Here is a 23,476-nt window from a genome sequence, read left to right as displayed (position 1 = left end):
AGTGAACGTGGCGCAGCGCTTGGAAGAGGCTTGTGAACCGGGCCGCGTGAATATCTCCGCCAGCACCTGGCATCAGGTCTCCCGTCTGTTCGAGACCGAACCCCGTGGCTCGGTTCAGGTAAAGCATGTCGGGGCCATCGATATGTACTTCCTCGATCGTATCCACCCGGACTTCTGTACGGATTCAGAAGGCGTCAGCCCAAACGAGGCGTTCTGGCGGGCCAGCGGCACCGGATGAAGGGTGGCATCTGAAAACCTTGTGATCTGAGATGCCAAACATAAACTTGAGCTTCCCACAGAGCGAAATCTTGGGTTGAGCAGTGGCGGTGACGGTGGGGCAACGCGTCAGACGAATGTCAGCCCTTGGCAGGTAGTGTTGATAAAGTCCAAAATGTAGCTGAAGCGATCAACATCTGGCTCTGTCCCAGCGAACCAGACCCAACATCCAGTATGTTGAGGAGGCACAAGCGGCGATAAGCTAACGTTCAAAGGATAGCTTTCAACTGTACCTTTCACGGGGCATAACCACGCTGACGTCTTTCTGCCTAATCGCTACGCTGGTTCCGGATGCATTGGGTGAAGTGCGACGCCTTATGGAAAAGGGCTCGCTGTCGATGATGCGGTTCAATAGCCCCAAGAATTCCGAGTGTAGAGGCTCGACCCTGGTGGCGCATGCTGTCGAATTGATAAGCTTGATAAGTAGTCGGGACTTTTGGGCAACAGATGTAGAATGAAGCGCCGGATCCCTTAGAGGAGGAAATGATGGCGATTGGCACACTTCTCTCCACGTCATTGGTCGTCGGTTTATTTCTGCTTTCTCCCGCCCGTGCGGCCGACATCAAAGACCGGACCATCAAGATAGGCATCGGTTTAAGTGCCGACCATCCGCAAGGACAGTCAGTCACAAAGTTCGCCGAGATCGTCAGTCAGAAGAGTGGCGGCAAGATCAAGGTGCGCCTCTTCGCAGGTGGTGCTCTCGGGAATGACGTTACGATGATCTCGGCCCTCCAGGGCGGCACACAGGAGATGACCATCCCCGACACCTCAACTCTGGTTGGGATTTCCGGGTTGAAGGAATTCGGACTGATCAATCTGCCGTTTCTGATTCAAAGCGGCCAAGAAGCCGATGCCTTATTGGACGGCCCGTTCGGGCAGAAGCTCATGGCCAAGCTTCCCGAGAAAGGCTTGATAGGGTTCGGGTTCTGGGAAAATGGCTTCCGTCAGGTAACCAACAGTCGCAGGCCGATCACCAAAGCGGAGGACTTTGCAGGCCTTAAGCTACGAGTCATTCAAAACCCGCTGTTCATCGACACGTTCCGGGAACTCGGAGCCAATGCGGTTCCGATGCCCTTCACAGAGGTTTATACCGCCCTTGAGACTAAGACCATCGATGGGCAGGAGAACCCGCTCGCCACCATTCTCGCGTCGAAGTTCTACGAGGTACAGAAATACGCAGTCCAGTCCAACCATATCTACAGCGTTTGGGCTTTCCTGATGAGCAAGCGATTCTGGGATCGTCTCACGCCGGACGAGCAGGCCCTCATCACGGACGCTGCCAGTGAAGCCAAGGACTTTGAACGGAAGACCATTCGGGCGTTTGAACTTACTGCTCTTGATGAGCTCAAATCTAAGGGCGTGGAGTTTTCGACCTTGTCAGAGGCTGAAGTGACAAAGCTGAGGGAGAAGACCAAGGCCGTGCGGGAGAAGTTCACTGTCGAGTTTGGGCAAGCCGGTGCAGCAGAGATGATGTCGGACTTGGAGCGAATTCGCTCGACCAAACAGTAGTCTTGGCGTGCTATCCGCTTCGACTGTCCATGGAGGTGCCGGCTCTCTTTGTCGGCACCTCGCAGCCACAGCTCCAAGGCCACGCCAAGGCTGCTCAATGCCCGGTGATCTATCCTGAAATTGATCGCGCCCTGGCAGGACGGTCACCGCGCCGATTGACTTGTTTGCCATGTGCGTCATTGGAATTTGTCGGAGCCGATGCTCGTTTGGAAGCAAACGTCGTCACCCAGTTCGTATCACGGACAAGAGCTTCCTCGACGCAGCCTTGGATATGATCAATCAAAACCTGCTGGGCTGTCCCAAATTCTCGCGCCAAGGCGCATTCGAGAAGTTTTTGATGCTGGTTTGCTGCAACTTCGCCGCGGAACACCACTGCTACCATCTGGTAGGGGAGATACTTATCATAAATGGCAGCATGCGTATCGAGAAGCAATTTGGAGCCGCAGGCGGAGATCAGTGCGTGATGAAACTGCCAGTCGGATTGCTTCCAGATCTCTGGCTCGGAGTGGTCGCCGGCAAGCATCCGCTTCTCCAGCACTGATAGCTTATGATGGGCGGCGACAACACGGCTTTCCCACTCCAGATCACCTCGTTGGAAGGACCGCTCCAGAGCGTGACACTCAAGGAGCTGTCGCATTGCCCCCACTTCCCGGAAGTCCTCTGCGGAGACGGGCGCCACCTCAAACCCACGCTGGCCTTCAGCGACGGCTAAGCCCTCTGAGCACAGCCGGCTCAGAAGCTCCCGCAGCGTGCTGATGCTTACACCATAGGCCTCACTGATCCGGTCAAGCTTGAGCTTCTCGCCTGGGATGAGCCGGCCGAACACGATGTCCAAGCGGATCCGGCGATAGGCGGTTTCGCCGACCGTCTCACCCTGCGACGGGTCTGACAGCATAGCCTTACTCCCTTGAACTCCAGCGTGGGGTAAAAACACAAATGGCTGCCGGAGTCGAAGCTATTGTTGGCTCTCATTAATGAGACGTACAAGCCGCTGAAGAGCCAATTGGTAACCTTGCGTACCAAAGCCAGCGATCACCCCGGAGGCAACGGTTGAAACATAGGAATGATGCCGGAACGCCTCACGTTTATGCACATTCGAGATGTGCACCTCAATGATCGGGAACTCGCAGGTGTTCAGGGCATCGAGGATCGCGACGGATGTATGGGTAAAGGCCGCTGGGTTGATGACAATGCCACCCGCTCGCTCCCGCGCCTCGTGGATCCAGTCAATGATCTGATGTTCAGCATTGCTTTGGCAAAACTCAATCTCAAGCTTAAGTTCAGCCCCAACGCGGCGGCATTCTGCCTCTACATCCGCTAAGGTTTCATATCCGTAGATCGCCGGCTGGCGCTTTCCGAGAAGATTCAGATTGGGGCCATTCAAGACATAAACGATGCGGCTCATGGTGGCTTTCCTGCTGCTGTCGGTTAAAGTTGATACTGAGGTTGCATCTCCAGTGAGAAACGCGGCTCCATAAGCTGTTCTGGACCATTGCCCAGGTGATATCCGACAGCGCGAGCCAAAAACGTCAATTCACATCCAAACTTCAGCCAATTCGGCTGAAGGCATCTGCCGTGATGACGCGAGATGCCTCCGTTGGACGCGCACACTATTCTCTGAACGCCACCGCTGCTGTGGAGACCGATGCTTGCGCTGGATGCAGACAATTAAGCATTCGTTGCTCTTGGTATGCATATTGTGCAGGCGAACTATGTCGCGTTTTCGCTGGTGCAGAGCGGCAAGCCGACCCATATTCCTTGGAAAGATTAAGAAGGAAACGCCTGAGGTCACGCTCTCACTGAGAAAGATCCTCTTATGGCCGCTACCCACTTCCCTGCTCAAAACCTGCCCAACCACAAGACAAAAAACCGCACACATTCACTGCTTTTGTTGCTTGGCCAGTTCGTCGCCAAATTGGTTAAGGTTGTGGGAGAGGCGGATCACACCCATCAGGGACTTCGCCGTCAACGCTATGCGTCCCTCCTTGGCTAAGTGCTGGCGTCGCCGTAGCTTATCCGTTCGCGGTATCACTTCCTCAAATAGCGGATAACCGTATCGATTACGGTTTCCCGCCGTTTAGCGAGCATGTCCGCTGACGCCATGTCTCTCTTGAAGATCTGCGAGAAAGTTGCACGGTTCGAGACGTTGAAGAAGCACAAAGCACTGATCGTCATGTGCAGATCGATCTCATCAATGCCTTTCCGGAAGATTCCGTCCTCGACACCCCGCTCGTAGATGCCTCGCAGCGTGTTGATCACAGAGACGTTCAATTCCTGGATTGCTCGGGAGCGTGCGAGATGGACACCTTGGTGGATATTCTCCACCATCACAAGGCGAATGAAATCTTCATTCGAGTTCTGGTAATCAAAGGTGAAGCCCACAAGAGCCCGGATGGCAGCCTCCGGCTCAAGACCGCCTAAATCCAGGGTCGCTTCGATCTGCCTGATGCGCCGGTAGGCGTCTTCAAGCACCGCAACGAACAATCCTTCCTTGTCCTCAAAGTAATAGTAGATCATCCGTTTGCTGGTATTCGTGCGGGCGGCGATCTCGTCGACGCGTGCTCCGCTATAGCCTTTCTCCGCAAACTCCTTGGTTGCGATTGCCAAGATGTTCTGGCGGGTCAATTCGGGATCGTACCCGCCACGGCCGGAAGTCGACCGCTTCGCAACATGACTGGAAGGTTTAACGTCATGCATCGCGGGTACATTCCTCATGACATACCATCGACCTGCCTCTTCTCACCTGATCCTCTTAGGACATAGCTCAGACCTAAGCCCGGTTTGAGAGCAAGATCGTCTGAGCGTCAATATGAAAGCTCCCAACCGCCAATCTAACGGACCGGCGTAATATCCGTTCGCCTAAGGGCAGAGAGAGTTGCGGGAAAAAACACTGATAAGCCCTGTTGACTATACTAACTAGTTCGTACATTAATGATCTCGCCCGTTGGACGCAAGCACTCGAGAGCAGAGAAATGCCTCGATCCCGGGCAATAATGAGGAAACTGCTCCGACCTAAGTGTCGAGCACCAAGAGGGACGTCATGGCCATGCCCACCGACGGCATCCGACGCGCTGATCCCATGCTTCGTGCACGTACCGTCCATTCCCAGTCAGCTGAGACTGGTAGTGATAGCATCGGCACCTCCAGCCTGGCAGCCCAGTACGCCTCCGCCCAATCTGTCCTGGTTGGTCTCGTCGGATCTGGCATCCAAGCCTCCCGTACGCCTGCCATGCATGAGCGCGAAGGAGCTGAGCAGGGCCTCCGGTACATCTACAAGCTGATCGATTTCGACATGCTCCGGCTCGGACCGGAAGCCCTGCCCGAGCTGGTTGCGGCAGCCCGGCGCTTGGGCTTTGCCGGCTTGAACGTCACCTACCCCTGCAAACAGGCCATTATCCCACTGCTGGATGAACTGACACCGGATGCCCAAGCCCTCGGTGCTGTCAATACGGTCGTGTTTCGCGACGGGCGCAGCATCGGGCACAACACCGACTGGTGGGGCTTTGCGGAAAGCTTCAAACGCGAACTGATGGATCTCAGCCGCGATCGCGTTGTGCAGTTCGGGGCCGGTGGCGCAGGGGCCGCTGTGGCACACGCCTTGCTGACTCTTGGCGTCGGCACACTTGAGATTGTCGATACGGACAGGAGCCGTGCTGAGCAGCTCGCTTCCGAACTGAGCAAGCGCTTTGGCGGCGAGCGCGCTGAGGCGGCCGACGACCTTGAGCCGGCGGTGGCGCGTGCAAACGGTATTGTCAACACGACGCCTGTCGGAATGGCCAAATATCCCGGCATGGCACTTCCCGCCCCCCTTCTGCACCCCGGCCTCTGGGTTGCGGATATCGTCTACTTCCCCCTTGAGACGGAACTGCTGCGAGCGGCTCGTGCCCTGGGCTGCCGCACCATGGGCGGCGGCGGCATGGCGGTCTTCCAGGCCGTCGGAGCCTTCCGTCTTTTCACCGGCATCGAGCCCGATCCGGAGCGCATGAGGCAACACTTTCAGTCGATGTGACGCGTCCAACTCACAAACAATAAGGACGCAAACGAGAGGAAACGCCGATGAATATGATCGTGGAAGGCTACTTTAAGCTGCTGAAGATCCTGATTGCCCTCTTCCTGGCCATCATGGTGGTCCTGGTCTTCGGCAATGTGGTGCTGCGCTACGCCTTCAACTCGGGTATCACCGTCTCTGAGGAGCTCTCGCGCTGGCTGTTCGTCTGGCTGACCTTTCTCGGCGCGATCGTGGCTCTACGAGGGCGCGGGCATCTTGGCGTGGACACCCTGGTCAAGCGTCTGCCCAATGTCGGCAAGCGTGCCTGCCTCATCGTCAGCCAAGTCCTCATGCTCTACGCCACTTGGCTTCTCCTGCAAGGCAGCTGGGAGCAGACCCTGATCAACTGGGATGTGGCGGCTCCGGCCTCCGGTCTGTCCACCGGCTGGTTCTACGGCGTCGGTGTGGTGTTCGGCATCTCCACGGGGCTCATTCTGCTTGTCGATCTCTACCGGACTGCGACCGGCAAGCTCTCCGACGAAGAACTCGTCATGGTCAAGGAGTCGGAGGAGCAGGAAGAACTTGAGGCACTCCAGCACGAGCTCGCCGAGCGCGATCGCCGCGAAAGCGCGCTCGCCAGCCAGGCCCCCGAAACCGCAACCCGGAGGGCGCAGTCATGACCATCGCCGTCTTTGTTGGTTCCCTTCTCGGCACCATGGCCATCGGCATGCCGATCGCCTATGCGCTGCTCATCAGCGGCATCGCCCTGATGTACTACATGGACATGTTCGACGCTCAGATCGTGGCCCAGAACATCATCAATGGCGCTGACAGCTTCCCGCTGCTGGCCGTGCCGTTCTTCATGCTGGCCGGCGAAATCATGAACACTGGCGGCCTGTCCAAGCGCATCGTCGATGTGGCTCTGGCGCTGGTCGGGCACGTGAAGGGCGGCCTTGGCTATGTGGCCATTCTGGCCGCCTGCATTCTCTCGGCTTTGTCCGGCTCGGCCGTGGCCGATGCGGCAGCCCTCTCGGCCCTGCTCGTGCCGATGATGGTCAAAGCCGGCCACAGCAAGCCCCTCTCCGGCGGGCTCATCGCCGCCTCCGGCGTCATCGGGCCGGTGATCCCGCCCAGCATCGGCTTCGTGATCTTTGGTGTCGTGGGCGGCGTGTCGATCACCAAGCTGTTCCTGGCCGGCCTGGTTCCCGGCATCCTGATCGGCCTGGGCTTGGCCTTCGCCTGGTGGTGGGAAGTGCGCAAGGAAAACATCGCCAGCCCGCCGAAGAAGTCGGCCGGTGAGATCGGTCGTGCCCTGCGCGAGGGTGTCTGGGCCTTGATGCTGCCCTTCATCATCATCTTCGGGCTGAAGTTCGGTGTCTTCACGCCAACAGAGGCGGCCGTCGTGGCGGCGGTGTACTCCCTGATCGTGGCGGTGTTCGTCTACCGCGAGCTCAAGATCTCGGAGCTGTTTGCCGTCTTCGTGACCTCGGCCCAGACAACAGCCGTCGTCATGCTGCTGGTGGCCGCAGCCCTGGTCTCGGCCTGGCTGATCACGGTGTCGGAGATTGCCACCTCCGTGATCGACCTGCTCCAGCCGTTCATGGGCAACCAGACAATGCTGCTGATTGCCATCATGGTGATTGTTGTGATCGTCGGCACGGCCATGGACATGACCCCGACGATCCTGATCCTGACGCCGATCCTGATGCCGGTGGTCAAGGCAGCAGGGATCGACCCGGTCTACTTTGGCGTGCTGTTCATCGTGAACAACTCGATCGGCCTGATCACGCCGCCGGTCGGCACCGTGCTCAATGTCGTGGCCGGAGTGTCGCGCATCAGCATGGAGGATCTGATGAAGGGCGTGTGGCCCTTCCTGCTGGCGCAGCTTGTCGTGCTGTTCCTGATGGTGCTGTTCCCGCAGCTCGTCATGTGGCCAGCCAAACTGATTGGAGGCTAGCAAGCCCCTCAATACGGAGACCGCAAGAGGCGGCTCCTGACGAAGTACTCAATAGGGAGAGAAAACAGATGAAGCGCGTTTGCACGATGCTTGCCGGTGTGATGCTCAGCGGAGTATTCCTTTTACCAGGCTCAGCCAGCGCCGAAATCAAGGAGCGCACGATCCGGTTTGCGTTCCAGAATGCACAGGAGCACCCGCAGGGCCAGGGAGCCAAGAAGTTTGCGGAGCTGGTTGAGCAGAAGAGCGGCGGCAAGATGAAGGTTCGCCTCTTCCCCAGTGGTCAGCTCGGCGGCGACCTGCAAACCGTTTCATCACTTCAGGGCGGCACCATCGACATGACGGTCCTGAACGCCGGTCTGCTCGTCGGCCAGGTCAAGGAGTTCGGCCTCTTTGACCTGCCGTTCCTGTTTGATAGCGCGAAGCAGGCCGACACCGTGGTGGATGGTCCCTTCGGACAGAAGCTCTCAGAGTCTCTCGTCCCTAAGAACCTTGTCGGTCTCGGCTATTGGGATCTGGGATTCCGCAACCTCACAAACAGCCGACGTCCCGTGACAAAACTTGAGGACATCCAGGGCCTCAAGGTTCGCGTTGTGCAGTCGCCCCTCTACATTGACCTGTTCAACACGCTCGGTGCCAACGCCGTGCCGCTGCCCTTCCCGGAACTCTACACGGCCTTGGAGCAGAAGACCGTCGATGGCCAGGAGAACCCCGCGACCGTCATCCAGACGTCGAAGTTCGCCGAGGTCCAGAAATACCTCACCTTTACCCGGCACGTGTACAACCCGCAGATCCTGATCTTCAGCAAGCGCGTTTGGGATCGCTACGATCCGGAAGAGAGAAAGCTCATCGAAGAGGCCGCTGCTGAGGCGAGAACCTATCAGCGTCAAGTTTCTCGCGATGCCGAGGCCAAGGCGGTTGAGCAGCTCAAGGCCCAGGGCATGCAGCTGACCGAATTGTCTCCGGAGGAGGTCGCAAGGCTGCGCGATAAGGTGAAGCCGGTCACCGAGAAGTTCGCCAAGGAAGCAAACGAGGCTGCATCGAAGGAACTCTTTGCGGAAATCGAAAAGGCTCGTGCAACGCGCTGAGCCCGTTGACTGAGTGATCCCCGTACTGGCGGCCGATCGCCGCCAGCACAACCATCCGCATCTTGCAGAATGAAGGTAGCAAAGCCGTGCAAACCGCCATCGCCACTGTTTGTCTCAGCGGGACATTGGACGAGAAGCTCCAAGCTATCGCGGCAGCTCAGTTCAAAGGAGTCGAGATCTTCGAGAACGACTTGTTGTCGTTCAATGGAACGCCGACGGACGTACGGCGAATGGTCGAAGGCCTTGGCCTTGTTAGCGCTGTCTTCCAACCGTTCCGGGACTTCGAGGGCATGCCGGAGCCAAAGCGCGCCAAGGTATTCTCACGTGCCGAGCGCAAGTTCGACGTCATGCAGGAGCTTGGCTGTGACTTCCTGATGGTGTGCAGCAATGTCTCGCCCGACAGCCTTGGCGGGATAGACCGAGCTGCGGCAGACTTTTACGAACTCGGGGAGCGAGCAGCAAAACGCGGCATGCGGGTGGCATTCGAAGCGTTGGCCTGGGGCCGTCATGTCAATGACTACCGTGAAGCCTGGGAGGTGGTCCGCCGTGTCAACCACCCGGCGGTCGGTCTCGTCCTCGACTCCTTCCATATCCTCGCTCGTGGGACGGATCTGACAGGGATCCGCTCCATCCCCAAGGACAAGATTTTCCTTGTCCAGATGGCCGACGCGCCGCAGCTCGACATGGACTACCTGTCATGGAGCAGGCACTACCGCTGCTTCCCTGGGCAGGGGGATCTTCCCATCGACGCCTTCATGGACGCCCTTCAGGCAACCGGGTTCGATGGCCTGCTCTCGCTTGAGATCTTTAACGACCGCTTTCGAGCGGGCTCTGCCCGCAGCGTCGCGGTGGACGGCCACCGTTCGTTGCTTTTCATGCTTGATCAGCTTCAGAGACGGACGGGTACTCCGGTTCCGGGCCTGCCCAAGCTTCCTCCTCGCGCGACGAGCCACGAGGTGGAGTTCGTCGAATTCGCCATGGACGAGAGAAGTGCCAAGCCTTTCGAGGATGTTTTAACAGGGCTTGGCTTTGCCAAGGCTGGCAAGCATCGCTCCAAGGACGTCACGCACTGGCGGCAGGGCGACATCAATGTCGTGGTGAACAGCGACAAGGAGGGCTTTGCCCATTCCTTCAACATCACCCATGGGCCATCAGTTTGTGCCATCGCCTTGCGGGTCGATGATGCCCCGGCAACAATTGATCGGGCCGTGCGGCTCTTGGAACAGCCGTTTGCACAGCAGGTGGGCCCGGGAGAACTGGACATCCCGGCCGTTCGCGGTCTCGGCGGCAGCCTGATTTACTTCGTCGACCACAAAAGCGGCCTTGACCGACTTTGGGATACGGATTTCGAGCCCGTGGCAGATGGTGCCAGCGATTTTACGGGTGCAGGGCTCACGACCGTCGATCACGTGTCCCAGTCAATGTTCTATGAGGAGATGCTGACGTGGCTTCTCTTCTACGTCTCCTTGCTCGATGTGCAGAAAACGCCGGTTCAGAACGTGATTGACCCTGGGGGGGTCGTGCAAAGTCAAGTGGTGGAGAGTGGGGACGGGGCCTTGCGCCTCATTCTCAACGCCTCTCAGAGCCGGCAGACCCAGTCATCCCGCTTCCTGACCGATATGTTCGGCTCGGGCGTTCAGCATATCGCACTCGCGACCTCGGACATTCTCGCGACGGTCGAACGGCTGAAAGCGAACGGGGTCGAGTTGCTGCCGATCCCGGAGAACTACTACGAAGACCTTGAGGCGCGCGCGGATCTCTCGGAGGAGGAAATTGAGCGGCTGCGGGTTGGCAATATCCTTTATGATCGGGATGGGGCCACTGAGTTCTTCCAGGTCTACACGAGAACCCTTGAGAACGGGTTCTTCTTCGAGATCGTGGAGCGTCGCGGATATCAGGGCTTCGGTGCCGTGAATGCGCCGATCCGCCTCGCGGCACAAACCCGCCTGGCACCGGACCCGACGGTGCCCAAGCACTGAATGTCCAGGAGCGGTTCCATGACCATCGACAGCATCCACAAGGGCACTAAAGCAAATAATTGGGAGGAAGGCATGGGACCTGAAAGCGAGTTCATTCAGCGCGATCGCCGCCTTCATCCACCTGCTTTCACACCCAACTACAAGACAAGTGTGTTGCGGTCTCCCCGCATCCCACTCTGGTCGCTGCAGAATTCCCTCTCAGAGGTGACTGGACCTGTATTTAGTCCTGAGGACATTGGCCCGCTCGATAACGATCTGATCCTGAACTATGCCAAGGATGGTGAGCCGCAAGGCGAGCGGATCATCGTGCATGGCCACGTCCTCGATGAGAACGGACGCGGCGTGCCGAACACGCTGGTTGAGTTTTGGCAGGCCAATGCGAGCGGCCGCTACCGCCATGTCAATGACCGCTATCTGGCGCCGATCGATCCAAACTTTGGCGGCTGCGGCCGCACCCTGACCAATCAAGAGGGTTACTACGCCTTTCGGACGGTAAAGCCTGGGGCTTATCCCTTCCGGAACTTCGTCAACAGCTGGCGGCCGGCGCATATTCACTTCTCGGTCTTTGGCTCCGGCTTTGCCCAACGGCTGATCACCCAGATGTATTTCGAAGGAGATCCACTCCTGGGTCAGGATGTGATTTCTGGAACCATTCCGGACCCAGAGGCCATCCAGCGGTTGGTTGCACCTCTTGATCTAGAGGCTGCCGTGCCGCTCGATTGCCTCGCCTACCGCTTCAACATTGTGCTGCGTGGCCGTCGGTCCACATTGTTCGAAAACAAGCTGCAGGGGAACTAAGGCCATGATTCCATCACGCCCATACAAAGAAAGTTCATCCCAGACAGCCGGTCCCTACGTGCATATCGGCTTGATCCCGCACCAGGCCGGCTTTGACATCTTCAAGAAGAACTTTAGCCATGTGCTCGTGGGGCCCGACACGGTCGGTGAGCGCATTCGTATCGAGGGGCGGATCTTCGACGGCCTGGGAGCGCTGGCGCGCGATGTCCTCGTCGAGATCTGGCAGGCCAATGCGGCCGGCCGTTACAACCACCCCGCCGACCGGCAGGACGACAAGGCTATCGATCCTGCATTCCGTGGCTGGGGCCGAACCGGGACTAACTTCGAAACGGGTCTCTATACCTTCGAGACGGTCAAGCCCGGCCCTGTGATTGGCAGGAGGGGGCACCGGCCCATGGCGCCACACGTGAACGTCTGGTTGGCAGCGCGTGGCATCAACATCGGGCTCAGCACGCGGTTGTACTTCTCCGATGAGGCTGAGGCGAACGCACAGGATCCAGTGCTCAACATCGTCGAGCCGCGTGAGCGGCGGGAGACTTTGATCGCCCGGCGCGAGGAGCGGGAAAGGGAGATCGTTTATGTCTTCGACATCCATCTCCAAGGCGAGCGCGAGACCGTCTTCTTCGATCTCTGAGCATCAACCAAGGACCATTTCGATGAACCCTGTTATCATTGCCGTCGCCATCACTGGGTCGGTGCCACGCAAGAAGGACAACCCGGCGGTGCCGATCCTGCCACCCGAGCAGGTCGAGAGTACGCGCGGGGCATACGAAGCGGGCGCAACACTCGTGCATATTCACGTCCGCAACGACGACGAGACGTCCTCGTCCGATCCAGAGCGGTTCCGGCAGGTGCAGGAGGGGGTGACCCGTCTCTGCCCGGGCATGATCGTCCAGTTCTCCACGGGCGGACGCGGGCGTGACCCGTCGCTGCGCAGCTCTGCGCTCTACTTGCGGCCCGACATGGCGTCTCTCTCCACCGGATCGGTGAACTTCCCGACCATCGTCTATGAGAACCATACGACCCTGGTCGAGGAGATGGCCGACAAAATGAAGGAGTTCGGTGTCAGACCCGAGATCGAGATCTTTGACCTCTCCCACCTGCACGGCGCCCGCCGCTTGGCTGACAAGGGTCTGCTCGACGAGCACCCGCACATCCAGTTCGTCATGGGCGTGCAGAATGCCATGCCGGCCGAGGAAGGGCTGCTTGATATCCTGCTCAATGAAGCCAGGAGGCTGTTCCCGGCATGTACCTGGACGGCGGCCGGCATCGGCCGCCATCAAGCACAAGTCATGGAATGGGCCCTGGAGCGCGGGGCCGATGCGGTCCGTACCGGGCTCGAAGACAACATCCGGGTTACCAAAGAGCGGCTCGCCGCCTCGAATGCGGAACTGGTGTCATTGGCGGCTGACGCGGTGCGCCGCCACGGCCGTCGTGTCGCCACTGCTGACGAGGCCCGCGCACTTCTCGGGCTTAAACCTGCTCAAGGCATACAGGCGGCCTGAGTGAGCCTTAGACCTCTCCGTTTGTGATCGGATGTAATCGATGCCCCTGCTACAAGTAAACGGTGTCGACGTTTTCTATGAACTCAGCGGACCGACCGGTGCACCGGTAGTGGTCTTTTCAAACTCACTCGGCACCACGTTAGCCATGTGGGATGGGGTCGTTCCGGCTCTGCGGGGGAAGTACCAGGTCCTGCGTTACGACACGCGCGGTCATGGTCGCTCTCAGGTTGTGGACACCCCCATCTCGATCGACGGCTTAGCGGCGGATCTCGTCGGTCTTCTCGATGGCCTCAAAATGGCCATGCCCCATGTAGTTGGATTGTCTCTGGGCGGCATGACAGGGCAGGCGCTGGCGAGCCGCTATCCGGATCGCGTGGCCAGCCTGACCTTGATGGCCACCTCAGCTTATATGCCGAGCCAGCAATCGTGGGACGAGCGGGCCTCCCTCGTGCGGGCGCAGGGCACAGTTGCCATCGTCGACGCCACGATGGGGCGCTGGTTCACGCCGGGCTATCCCGCCCAGGCGCCGGAGCGGGTCTCCCCTGTGCGAGAGACCTTCATCGGTATCGACCCGGCAGGCTATGCCGTCTGCTGCAATGCGATTGGGCGCATGGACCTGCGATCTGTCATCGGACGGATCTCCGCCCCAACTCTGGTGATCGCGGGAGCGGATGATCCGGCTACCCCCGTACCGATGGCCGAGGAACTCCGGTCTACGATTCCTGGTGCCGAGATGATCGTGCTTCCTCGCGCCGCGCACCTGCTGGCGGTCGAACAGGCCGAGAAGGTTGGGGCCTATCTGGTCTCGTTCCTGGACCAGCACCGTGGCCGGGAAGGCAATGGAGCCTTGGGCGCAGTGCCATTTAATGTCGGGCTCTTGAACCGCAAGAGCGTGCTCGGCGAGGAGCATGTGGACCGCTCGCTGGCGAAGGCCGGGACGTTCGCCCAGCCCTGGCAGGACTTCATTACCCGCACCGCCTGGGGCGAGGTATGGGGCGACCCACGCCTGCCATGGAAGACACGCTCTCTGGTGACGTTGGCCATGATGGTGGCCTTGCACCGGGAGGAGGAGTTCAAGCTCCATGTGAGGCCGGCGCTGAAGAACGGTGTGACGGCTGATGAGTTGCAGTCCCTGCTCTTGCAGAGCGCGATCTATGCGGGCGTGCCGGTGGCAAATGCCGCATTTCGCTGGGTGAGGGATGTGCTCGGAGACGAGCTTGCGTGACGGGACGATCATGCCAACCGAAAGGGCTGAGAATGGATAAGGTGTACAGCGATGCGCAGGCAGCGCTGGCCGGAATGGTCAAGGACGGCATGACCATCATGGCCGGCGGGTTCGGCCTGTGCGGAATTCCGGAGGCCCTGATCGAGGCGATCCGTGATTCGGGGGCGAAGGGTCTGACCTTCATCTCCAACAATGCCGGCGTGGACGGGATCGGCCTCGGTCGCCTCCTGGAGACCCGCCAGATCCGCAAGATGATCTCGTCTTACGTCGGCGAGAACAAGCTGTTCGCTCAGCAATTCCTCTCGGGCGAGCTGGAGCTGGAATTCAACCCGCAGGGCACGCTGGCCGAGCGCATCCGCGCCGGCGGGGCGGGCATCCCGGCCTTCTACACCAAGACGGGCGTGGGCACGCTGATCGCCGAGGGCAAGGAGGTGCGCGAGTTCGACGGCGAGAAATACGTCATGGAGACGGGCCTGTTCGCCGACATCTCCATCGTACACGCGCATAGAGGTGATACGGAAGGCAATCTCGTCTACCGGAAGACGGCCCGCAACTTCAACCCGATGATGGCGACCGCATCCCGGCTGACCATCGCCGAGGTCGAGAACCTGGTGCCGGCCGGCTCGATCGATCCGGACTGCATCCATACGCCGGGCATCTTCGTGAAGCGCATGGTCCATGTGCCGAACCCGGTCAAGCACATCGAGCAACGCACGACCCGCAAGCGCGCCGAGGCTGCGCCTGCCGGAGCAGGGGAGGAAGTCTGATGGCCTGGACCCGTGAGCAGATGGCCGAGCGCGCGGCCAAGGAGCTGCGCGACGGCTTTTACGTCAATCTCGGCATCGGCATCCCGACGCTGGTCTCCAATTTCATTCCCAAGGGCATGCGCGTCCAGCTCCAGTCGGAGAACGGCATGCTCGGCATGGGTCCGTTCCCGTATGAGGGCGAGGAGGACGCGGACCTGATCAATGCCGGCAAGCAGACGATCACCGAACTGCCGACCACCAGCTATTTCTCGAGCGCCGATTCCTTCGGCATGATCCGCGGCGGCCATATCGACCTGTCGATCCTGGGCGCCATGCAGGTGGCCGAGAACGGCGATCTCGCCAACTGGATGATCCCGGGCAAGATGGTCAAGGGCATGGGCGGCGCCATGGACCTGGTTGCCGGGGTGAAGCGCGTCGTCGTGGTGATGGAGCACGTGGCCAAGGCCAAGGACGGCTCCGAAGACCCCAAGCTCCTCAAGAGCTGCAACCTGCCGCTGACGGGAACCGGAGTGGTCGATCTGGTGATTACCGATCTCGGCGTGTTCTCCATCGACAAGAAGGGCGGCACCGGCATGACCCTGGTCGAGCTCGCCGACGGCGTGACCGTGGAGGAGATCAGGGCCAAGACCCAGGCCGAGTTCAAGGTCGCCCTTGGCAGCGGCCAGGCCAGCGCGGCCTGACATTCCTCATGTGTCCGCCTCATCACGACGAAGCCGGCTGGCGCCCATTGCTTCCCTACGGAGCGTGGGCGGACCGGGATCGCGTCCGGTCGAGAGCCGGGTTGGACATCAGAACATCAACTGGGAGGATTCGATGACAGCTCAGAAGCAGTTGCGTACAGAAACTCGTTCGGTCTCCGAGAGGAGAGGGATGGTAGCCCTGTCTCTCCTCTGCGGCTCACTCCTGGCAACCTCCGCCGTCGCGGCACCCTGCGAGGATCTGAAGCGCCAACCTCGGGGTTCCCGTACTCGCGCGACCACGTCATGACCGAGGAGCACCTGAAGGCGAGCGGCATCGGCTTTATGATCCTGCGCGACTGCCTCTATCTCGACCTGCTGCCGGAGATGTTCGATGCCGCCACGGGCGCGGTGCGCGGTCCCGCCGGCGAGGGCCGGGTCGCCTTCGTGGCGCGGGAGGACGTGGCCCAGGTCGCCGCACGGGTCCTGACGAATGCGAGCCACGTGGGTGCCACCTACAACGTCACGGAGCCCGAGACGCTCTCCCTCGACGAGGTCGCCCAACGGCTGTCAGCGCACACCGGACCCCCGCTGCGATACGAGCGGGAAACGCTAGAGGAGGGGCGGCGATGGCGCTCGCGGCTCGGTGCAGCCGATTGGGAGGTGGACACATGGCTGGGATCGTACGTGGCCATCGCCCGAGGCGAACTGGAACCCGTCAGCGATGCGGTCCTCAGTATCAGTGGACACCCGCCTATGGCTCTGGATGGGTATTTCTCCGAACACCCGGGGTTGCTGGATCCGCTGCGAACCATCGCCGGCCCCTGACAGGCACATCTTACGCGTTAGGGAAATGGCCGATTCTGGCACTTCGCAGAAGAAGCGCCTTGGTCAGCTCATGCGGCGGTGAGCGGACCTTCATTTCATTTGCTGTTCGTTACTCTATGACCCCGAGCGGACCTTCCTGCGCTCCAAATGGCCTTTCCAGGGATCGGCACAGCAATTCGCTTATGCCAATGCGCAGCTTCGCAGGGCCTTATGCATCGGGGATGCCACCACGTCATGCTCGGCCACAGTAGGGCCGCTAGCAAGCTGAGATGCCATCCGACGCTGATAGGCTAACCCGGTAGGTTCATCGCAGGCGGCGATTGCGGATCAATCGGCGTGGTGCCTCGCAGCCCAAGAACGTCCTCGAGGGCCAGCGCTCCGGCCAGGACCGCTCCTTCCGCCCGGGCGCGGCCGACGATCTGCAACCCAACAGGGCGTCCATCGCGGGTAAAGCCACAGGGAAGGCTGAGGGCCGGTGCCGCAGTCAGAGTAATGGCGTAAGCGATGGCCAGCCATTCGACATAGTTCGAGAAGCTGTGGCCAGCGCATTCGCTGACATAGCGTTCGCCCGCTGGGTAGGCGGCTACAATCGTGGCGGGGCAGAGAAGCAGATCATAAGTGTCAAAGAAGACGTTCATCCTCCGAAACAGGGTAGCACGCTGGTTCTCCGCTCGGACAACATCGGCCATCGAATAGTTCAGGCCCTGCTCGATGTTCCAGATCACCTCCGGCTTCATCTTGTCCCGATGGTTCTGTAGGAGGCCGGCATGGCTGACGGCAAACGTCACCCCGCGCAGGACCTGGAAGGCATCATGGGCTTCCGATAAGTTGGGATGCGCCTCTTCGACGATGGTACCCAGCTCCGTGAACCGTTGGGCCGCGGCCTGGCAAATGGCGGCGACCTCCGGGTCGACGGGTGTAATACCCAGGTCGGCAGAGTAAGCCACCCGCACTGGTCGCCACCCCGAGCGTGCCGCAGCCAGAAAGCTTTCTGTCCTGGGCAACGAGATGGGATCGCCAGGGCTCTCCCCTGTCATGGCATCGAGAAGCAGAGCGGTGTCTTCCACGGTGCGGCCCATCGGGCCGTTCACGCTGAGGAGCCGGTCAATCTTCGCGCCGGGCGTGCTGGCGACGCGGCCGGGACTCGGCCGCAGGCCGACCACACCGCAGAAGCTGGCCGGATTGCGCAGGCTGCCGCCCAAGTCGGATCCTTGCGCTACCCATGCTGTTCCCGTGGCGAGTGCGACCGCGGCCCCACCCGATGATCCTGCGGCGGAAAGTGCTGTGTTCCAGGGATTCAATGTGGTGCCGAAGACCTCGTTGAAGGTGTTGCCGCCGGCGCCGAACTCCGGGGTATTGGACTTGGCGTAGATCAACCCACCTTCAGCTTCGAGCGTCTGGGCCAGGATATCCGAGGCCTCGGGCACGAAGTCCGCGAAGATGGGCGAGCCCTGGGTGGTGCGCACCCCTGCCACGTCGGTCAGGTCTTTGATTGGCACAGGTAGTCCCGCCAGACGGCCGCGCTCGCCAAGGGGGCGTTGCATCAGCCGGCGAGCCTGCTCGCGGGCGCGCTCGAAGCACAGGATGGGAAGCGCGTTGACCGTATCGTCGACGGCGGCTATGCGGGCCTCTAGAGCGTCGAGGCAATCGAGCGGGGAGACCTCGCCCCTTTGCAGAAGGTCGACAACCGCACAGGCTGTGAGTTTGGTCAAACCCATGTCAGTCGTCATGATCCTACACCCTTGCGTTAGCATTCCATCGCGGCGGTTTGGGTCCACTGCATAGCACATCCTGCGCTGGCCCGAACATCAACCTGCACAGGGCTTGACGAAGGCACTGGCAATGGCCCTCAGTTATCACGCTGCGGGAACGCTCGATGACTGTGGGGATGTCTGAGCAGTGAGCAGAAAGAAAATTGAGCAGAGAAAGATGACCATTCCAAAAGTGGCTGCTGTGCTCAAAACAAGGGTAAACCCGCTCATCCCGTGAAGAAGTGCGATGAGGGGCACGGCTAGACCGCTCGTCGTGAACCCAAGGAAGTAGCGGACACTGAAGGCTCGGGCCCTGAACTGGGCTGGGACGTAGCGGGCGACCATTGCGTCGTTTACGACCACCTGCCCGTAGATCGCCGCCATAGCCAGAACCAGGCCAGCCAGCATGGGGATCCCGCTCGTCAGAGCGGCAAGCCCAAGCCCGAGCGGCTGCAAGATCGAGAGGCCGACAAAGATCCTCGGCAGCGTGTATCGATCAACGAGGCGCCCCATCAGGAGCTGCGTCAACGCTCCGAAGACAAACACGAGGGTGGCCAGGGAACCGATCACGACTAGGGGGAGGGCGGTACCGGCACGTTCATCGATGATCTTGGGAAGTGCGATCGTCGTAATGTTGAAGGTCATGCCACCCGCCACGATCGCCGTTGCAAACAACAGGAAGAGGGTGATCGGGCGCGTAATTGGGGTTTCGGCATGAGTGCTGCCGGACTTGCCATGAGGGTCTCCGTCACCAGGCACAAGGCTGATGAAGGCAATCCCAACTACGAGGCAAATTAGTCCAGGAAGAATGAAAGCAGCGCGCCAGCCAAGGCTCGCGGCCAATAGAGCGGTGATCCCTGAGGCGAAAGCGGCGCCAAGATTGCCCCACACCCCGTTGATGCCGAGATCCCGTCCAAGACGGCTTGTATGGGTGACCAGGATCGTCGAGCCGATGGGATGATAGATCGCGGAGAACACCCCGAGCACGAAGAGCCAGATGCCGAACGTGACCGGAGAGTTCGCGGTCGACAGCCCCAGACACGCAATCCCGCACCCGCCGAAGAAGATCGCCAGCAGGTTGCGGCGCCCTAAACGATCTGCGATCCAGCCCATCGGGAGTGAGAACAGGCCGAAGGCCACGAAGGCACCCGTCGAGAGGCCGATGAGGCTGGCATAAGACAGTTGCCGCTCGGCCGCGATGGCGATCACAGCCGTTGGGTAGATCAGAAGGACGAAATGATCGAGCGCGTGTGCGATGTTGACGAAGGCAATCGTGCGGCGAGATAGCAGGTCAGGAGACATCCTTCGTATTCTCCTCGGTTTTCGCGCGCGACACTCCGCAGCAATCTGAATCTGCCAGAATTCTTCAATGCTAATCGGCAGCTAGGCGGCTCGATCGAAACTTGCGATGAAGTCGGCAAGGCGTTCGCCCTGGATCAGGATGTGCTCCCGGAGGAGGCGCTCCGCCCGCTCGCTGTCCCCGGCACGGATGGCCTCCACGATGCCTTGGTGCTCCGCCAGTGAGTTCGCCACACGGCTGCGGGCTCGGAGCTGGAGCCGGCGGTACGGCTTAAGCCGGGCATGCAGTTGGTGCGCTTGCTCCGCCAGAAACGCGTTCTGACAGGCTTCATAGATGACGTGGTGGAAGCGCTCATTTGCATAGTAGTAGGCATCGGCGTTCTCTTGTGATGCCTCCCGAACACACTCCTCGTGCGCCGCCTCGAGCTCCTTCTGCATGGGCTCGATGATCCGGCGGGCCGCCAGAGCTCCGCACATGCCTTCGAGGGCAGCCATGACCTCGAACCGTTCAACGACGTCCTTGAAGCTGAGTGAAGCGACGAAGGCGCCTCGTCGTGCCTGCAACTCAACCAGTCCGGTCGAGGCAAGCTGCATCAAGGCTTCCCTGATCGGGGTCCGGGAGACCTCGAAACGATCTGCTAAGCTTTGCTCGTCCAGCCGATCGCCAGGGCGAAACTTACCCGTAACAATGTCCTGCTCGAGGGCGTCTCTCAGGGCTTGAGCGCGTCTCATCTCACATGTCCTGCTCGGAAGCATCATAGAGCAGCTGTCTATAATCTTACAAGGATTTTTTTGTATACAAGATAGTTGACGAATAATGCAATCGCGCGCAGTCTCTCAGGCAAGGGCAATGAGGGATCCACCTGCGCAATCCCCGCGAGCTGGCCTACAGCCGCTCGTCCACCCGACGCAGAGGAGGAAACGGAGGAGCGGGTGCTATGTCACCACAGCTGATCTCAATCTACGCTCTCGCGGCGATGTTCGTGGTCGCCACCATCCTTCCGATCAACATGGGGGTGCTGGCCTTCGTTGGCGCCTTCCTGGTCGGAACCCTGGTGGCAGGCCAGACCACCAGCGCCATCATCGCTGGATTTCCCGGCGGCCTCTTCCTGACCCTTGTCGGGATCACCTTTCTCTTCGCCATTGCTCAGAACAATGGCACCATCGACTGGCTCGTCCGCTTGGCGGTCCGGGGTGTGCGGGGCCGGATTGTGGCGATCCCCTGGATCATGTTCGGGATCTCTGCGGTTCTGACGTCGGTTGGCGCTGTCAGCCCAGGCGCCGTTGCGATCATCGCGCCGATCGCGCTCGGCTTTGCTCTCAAATACAGCATCAATCCGCTGCTTATGGGACTGATGGTCGTCCATGGGGCTCAGGCCGGCGGGTTCTCGCCGATCAGCATCTATGGCGGCATCACCAACCGGGTCGTGGCCAAGGCCGGCTTGCCGCTCAATGAGATTGTGACGTTTCTGGCGAGCTTTGGCGTCAACCTGGCCGTTGCTGTTCTGCTCTTCTTCGCACTCGGCGGCCGCAGGTTGCTCCAAGCCCGGGCGGATGTGTTGGCAGGGCAAGCAACGGCTAATGCTGCGACTGCTGCACAGCCTCCGGCACCAAGAGCCCCTGCCGTTGCGCGCGCAGCTGGCAATCTGGCTCTCGCCATTCCTCCCATTGCTGTGACTGTCCCGCAGGCTGGCCCTCAAGTTTATGGCGATGCCGAGTCGGAGGCTCTCACCGAAGAGAGGATGCTGAGCGATCGGCGCGACGATCCACTCGCCAGCGATAATGTCAGCGCCAAGCCGGCTGAGGGGCCGCACTGGTACCGGGTGCTCACCCTCGGAGGCCTCATTCTGCTGGCGGTGCTCACCTTGGCCTTCAATCTCGACATCGGCTTTGTGGCGATCACCATTGGTCTTGGCCTGTCGCTGATCGCGCCGAACCTGCAGAAGCGGGCCATGGGCCAAGTCTCGTGGCCGGAGATCATGCTCATCACCGGTGTGAGCACCTACGTGGTCGTGCTCGAGAAGATGGGCACCATCTCCTTCGTCGGCGACAGCGTGGCCGGACTGGCGTCCCCGATGCTCGCCGCCCTGCTCCTGTGCTTCATCGGCGCGGTCGTCTCCGCCTTTGCCTCCTCGACGGCGGTTCTCGGATCCCTCATCCCACTTGCCGTGCCGTTCCTGCAATCGGGAACCGGCGTCAGTCCGATCGGCTTCATTGCCGCCATGGCTGTCGCCTCGACCATCGTTGATGTGAGCCCCTTTTCGACCAATGGCGCCCTCGTTCTGGCGAATGCCCAGGGCGTCGACCGGGAGGCGTTCTTCCGCAAGCTCATGGCCTATGGCGCCCTTGTGACGGTGGTTGCGCCGATTGTCGTCTGGGCTCTATTCGTCGTGCTGTGACGCTAATCCTCTGGTGTGGATGAAGGAGATGAACGTGAAGCTCTCTCGATCAATGGCAGGGTTGGAGGCGGCACCAGCCTTCCTGAGCGATCTGATAGATACGCTGACCGAGCGGGGGCGCTCCCTGCTCGGTCAGAAGGCAGGGCGGGAGATTGTCGCAAAAGACGCTCTCCCGACGATCGGCGAGTTGCTGCTTTCACGCCGAGGCGAGGCCTCAGGGGTGGCGCTCGCGCAAACTCTGTTGGCCAGTTACAATGCTGCGTCGGGCGAGGATCGCCTCGCGTTCCTCCAGGCGCTGGCGGATCGCTTCGGGCCCGATCGCCGCCGGATTGAGATGGCCATCGAAGCTGTGCGTCAGGATCAGGGTACGGACGCGTTCGAGAGCCTGCATGCCGCGGCGGAACCAAGAAGGCAGGAGCTGATCCGACGCCTGAACCTGGCTCCTGGCGGGACCTCCGCCTTGGTGCAGATGCGCGAGGAACTGCTCGCGTACCTGCCCAAGCACCCGGAGCTGAAATGCGTCGACGCGGACTTCACCCATCTGTTCTCATCCTGGTTCAATCGGGGGTTTCTGGTGCTGCGGCCGATCGACTGGACCACGCCTGCCAATATCCTGGAGAAGATCATCCGTTATGAAGCGGTGCATGCAATCCAGAACTGGGATGACCTGCGCAACCGCCTCCAGCCGGACGACCGTCGCTGCTACGGCTTCTTCCACCCACAGCTCGTCGACGAGCCGCTGATCTTCGTCGAGGTCGCACTGACGAAAGAAATCCCCGGCGCGATTGGTCCGCTGCTCGATCTAGCTCGCACGCCGATTGCCGCAACTGAGGCGACGACGGCCGTGTTCTACTCGATCTCGAATACGCAAAAGGGCCTGGGCGGGGTGTCCTTCGGCAACTTCCTGATCAAGCAGGTGGTGGAGAACCTCAAGCGCGACCTGCCGAACCTCAAGACCTTCGTGACCCTCTCGCCGGTCCCGGGCTTTGCCCGCTGGCTCGACCGCGAGCGCAGGACGGAGGAGTTATCCTGCCTGGATGCCGAGGCCAAGGAAGTGTTGACAGTCCTTGATGAGCCAGGCCGGAGCCGCGACCCAGAGAAGCTGGAGGAGGTTCGCGATGTCCTGCTCTCAGCAGCAGCCTACTACTTCCTGAAGGCCAAGGATCCTAAAGGTCGGCCTGTTGATCCTGTGGCCCGCTTCCATCTCGGCAACGGAGCACGGCTCGAGCGCTTGAACTTCCTCGGCGATCTCTCCGCCAATGGCTTGAAGCAGTCCCACGGCTTGATGGTGAACTACCTCTACGCTCTCGATGAGATCGAGAAGAACCATGAGGCCTTTGCTGAGAAGGGTGTGGTGGCCGCCTCGCCTGGAGTCCGCAAAGCCATGCCGACCGATTTGCCCTCCCGCGATCAGGTAGCCACCCCATGACCAC

22 protein-coding genes are annotated in these 23,476 nt (G+C 60.4%); 16 read left to right on the top strand and 6 right to left on the bottom strand.

The window, feature by feature from the left end; all coding sequences use genetic code 11:
* On the top strand, positions 1–238 hold a 238-nt coding region (locus NF876_RS23120), incomplete at its 5' end, for an adenylate/guanylate cyclase domain-containing protein (protein WP_315975065.1).
* Positions 239–762: 524 nt separating this feature from the next.
* Positions 763–1,785 carry a TRAP transporter substrate-binding protein gene (locus NF876_RS23115; RefSeq protein ID WP_262270895.1) on the top strand — a complete coding sequence of 341 codons (1,023 nt, stop codon included), beginning with the start codon at positions 763–765 and terminating at the stop codon, positions 1,783–1,785.
* 109 nt (positions 1,786–1,894) lie between these two features.
* Here the strand turns inward: NF876_RS23115 and NF876_RS23110 are convergent, their stop codons facing one another.
* The 3 genes from NF876_RS23110 to NF876_RS23100 all read right to left on the bottom strand — a co-directional run bounded on the left by NF876_RS23110 (position 1,895) and on the right by NF876_RS23100 (position 4,482).
* On the bottom strand, positions 1,895–2,677 hold the full coding sequence (locus tag NF876_RS23110; protein ID WP_373696707.1) for a GntR family transcriptional regulator: 783 nt from the start codon (positions 2,675–2,677) through the stop codon (positions 1,895–1,897).
* A gap of 63 nt (positions 2,678–2,740) precedes the next feature.
* A complete protein-coding gene (gene aroQ / locus NF876_RS23105) occupies positions 2,741–3,190 on the bottom strand; it encodes a type II 3-dehydroquinate dehydratase (protein ID WP_262270893.1) in 450 nt (149 codons plus the stop codon).
* Positions 3,191–3,813: 623 nt separating this feature from the next.
* Positions 3,814–4,482 carry a TetR/AcrR family transcriptional regulator gene (locus NF876_RS23100; RefSeq protein ID WP_262270892.1) on the bottom strand — a complete coding sequence of 223 codons (669 nt, stop codon included), beginning with the start codon at positions 4,480–4,482 and terminating at the stop codon, positions 3,814–3,816.
* 451 nt (positions 4,483–4,933) lie between these two features.
* On the opposite strand from NF876_RS23100, the gene NF876_RS23095 reads away from it, so the two are divergent.
* From NF876_RS23095 to NF876_RS23040, 12 genes are all read left to right on the top strand, one after another.
* Positions 4,934–5,794, top strand: a complete 861-nt coding sequence (locus NF876_RS23095; RefSeq protein ID WP_262270900.1) for a shikimate dehydrogenase — start codon at positions 4,934–4,936, stop codon at positions 5,792–5,794.
* A gap of 47 nt (positions 5,795–5,841) precedes the next feature.
* Positions 5,842–6,453: a TRAP transporter small permease gene (locus tag NF876_RS23090; protein WP_262270891.1), complete on the top strand. Its 612-nt coding sequence runs from the start codon at positions 5,842–5,844 to the stop codon at positions 6,451–6,453.
* Positions 6,450–7,730, top strand: a complete 1,281-nt coding sequence (locus NF876_RS23085) for a TRAP transporter large permease (RefSeq protein WP_262270890.1) — start codon at positions 6,450–6,452, stop codon at positions 7,728–7,730. Before NF876_RS23090 ends, NF876_RS23085 begins: the two co-directional genes overlap by 4 nt.
* Before the next feature lie 68 nt (positions 7,731–7,798).
* Entirely contained in the window at positions 7,799–8,815 is a 1,017-nt protein-coding gene (locus NF876_RS23080) for a TRAP transporter substrate-binding protein (RefSeq protein WP_262270899.1), read from the top strand.
* An 86-nt stretch (positions 8,816–8,901) separates the two neighbouring features.
* A complete protein-coding gene (locus tag NF876_RS23075; protein ID WP_262270889.1) occupies positions 8,902–10,794 on the top strand; it encodes a bifunctional sugar phosphate isomerase/epimerase/4-hydroxyphenylpyruvate dioxygenase family protein in 1,893 nt (630 codons plus the stop codon).
* Positions 10,795–10,866: 72 nt separating this feature from the next.
* Positions 10,867–11,592 carry a protocatechuate 3,4-dioxygenase subunit beta gene (gene pcaH / locus NF876_RS23070; protein WP_262270898.1) on the top strand — a complete coding sequence of 242 codons (726 nt, stop codon included), beginning with the start codon at positions 10,867–10,869 and terminating at the stop codon, positions 11,590–11,592.
* A gap of 4 nt (positions 11,593–11,596) precedes the next feature.
* Complete coding sequence (gene pcaG / locus NF876_RS23065) at positions 11,597–12,226, top strand: protocatechuate 3,4-dioxygenase subunit alpha (protein ID WP_262270888.1); 630 nt, start codon at positions 11,597–11,599, stop codon at positions 12,224–12,226.
* A 22-nt stretch (positions 12,227–12,248) separates the two neighbouring features.
* Entirely contained in the window at positions 12,249–13,097 is an 849-nt protein-coding gene (locus tag NF876_RS23060; RefSeq protein WP_262270887.1) for a 3-oxoadipate:acetyl-CoA acetyltransferase, read from the top strand.
* Positions 13,098–13,137: 40 nt separating this feature from the next.
* Positions 13,138–14,322 (top strand): bifunctional 3-oxoadipate enol-lactonase/4-carboxymuconolactone decarboxylase PcaDC, encoded by a 1,185-nt coding sequence (gene pcaDC / locus NF876_RS23055; protein ID WP_262270886.1) that lies wholly within the window; start codon positions 13,138–13,140, stop codon positions 14,320–14,322.
* Between the two features lie 32 nt (positions 14,323–14,354).
* Entirely contained in the window at positions 14,355–15,089 is a 735-nt protein-coding gene (locus tag NF876_RS23050) for a CoA transferase subunit A (protein WP_262270885.1), read from the top strand.
* Positions 15,089–15,769 (top strand): 3-oxoacid CoA-transferase subunit B, encoded by a 681-nt coding sequence (locus NF876_RS23045; protein WP_262270884.1) that lies wholly within the window; start codon positions 15,089–15,091, stop codon positions 15,767–15,769. The genes NF876_RS23050 and NF876_RS23045 overlap by 1 nt, the downstream gene beginning before the upstream one ends.
* Positions 15,770–16,072: 303 nt before the next feature.
* Positions 16,073–16,594, top strand: coding sequence for a Rossmann-fold NAD(P)-binding domain-containing protein (locus NF876_RS23040; protein WP_262270883.1), 522 nt, complete (start codon positions 16,073–16,075; stop codon positions 16,592–16,594).
* 290 nt (positions 16,595–16,884) lie between these two features.
* Here the strand turns inward: NF876_RS23040 and NF876_RS23035 are convergent, their stop codons facing one another.
* From NF876_RS23035 to NF876_RS23025, 3 genes are all read right to left on the bottom strand, one after another.
* Positions 16,885–18,324: an amidase gene (locus NF876_RS23035; RefSeq protein WP_262270882.1), complete on the bottom strand. Its 1,440-nt coding sequence runs from the start codon at positions 18,322–18,324 to the stop codon at positions 16,885–16,887.
* 126 nt (positions 18,325–18,450) lie between these two features.
* Positions 18,451–19,647 carry an MFS transporter gene (locus tag NF876_RS23030; RefSeq protein WP_262270881.1) on the bottom strand — a complete coding sequence of 399 codons (1,197 nt, stop codon included), beginning with the start codon at positions 19,645–19,647 and terminating at the stop codon, positions 18,451–18,453.
* Between the two features lie 81 nt (positions 19,648–19,728).
* A complete protein-coding gene (locus NF876_RS23025; protein ID WP_262270880.1) occupies positions 19,729–20,376 on the bottom strand; it encodes a GntR family transcriptional regulator in 648 nt (215 codons plus the stop codon).
* Between the two features lie 206 nt (positions 20,377–20,582).
* Between NF876_RS23025 and NF876_RS23020 the strand changes: the two genes are divergently transcribed.
* On the top strand, positions 20,583–22,043 hold the full coding sequence (locus NF876_RS23020; RefSeq protein WP_262270879.1) for an SLC13 family permease: 1,461 nt from the start codon (positions 20,583–20,585) through the stop codon (positions 22,041–22,043).
* 52 nt (positions 22,044–22,095) lie between these two features.
* Entirely contained in the window at positions 22,096–23,472 is a 1,377-nt protein-coding gene (locus NF876_RS23015) for a malonyl-CoA decarboxylase (protein ID WP_262270897.1), read from the top strand.
* Positions 23,473–23,476 lie beyond the last annotated feature (4 nt).

The organism is Microvirga yunnanensis (assembly GCF_025460875.1).
Note: the sequence above shows the minus strand (reverse complement) of the source record. Positions and strands in the feature narration are given on the sequence as shown.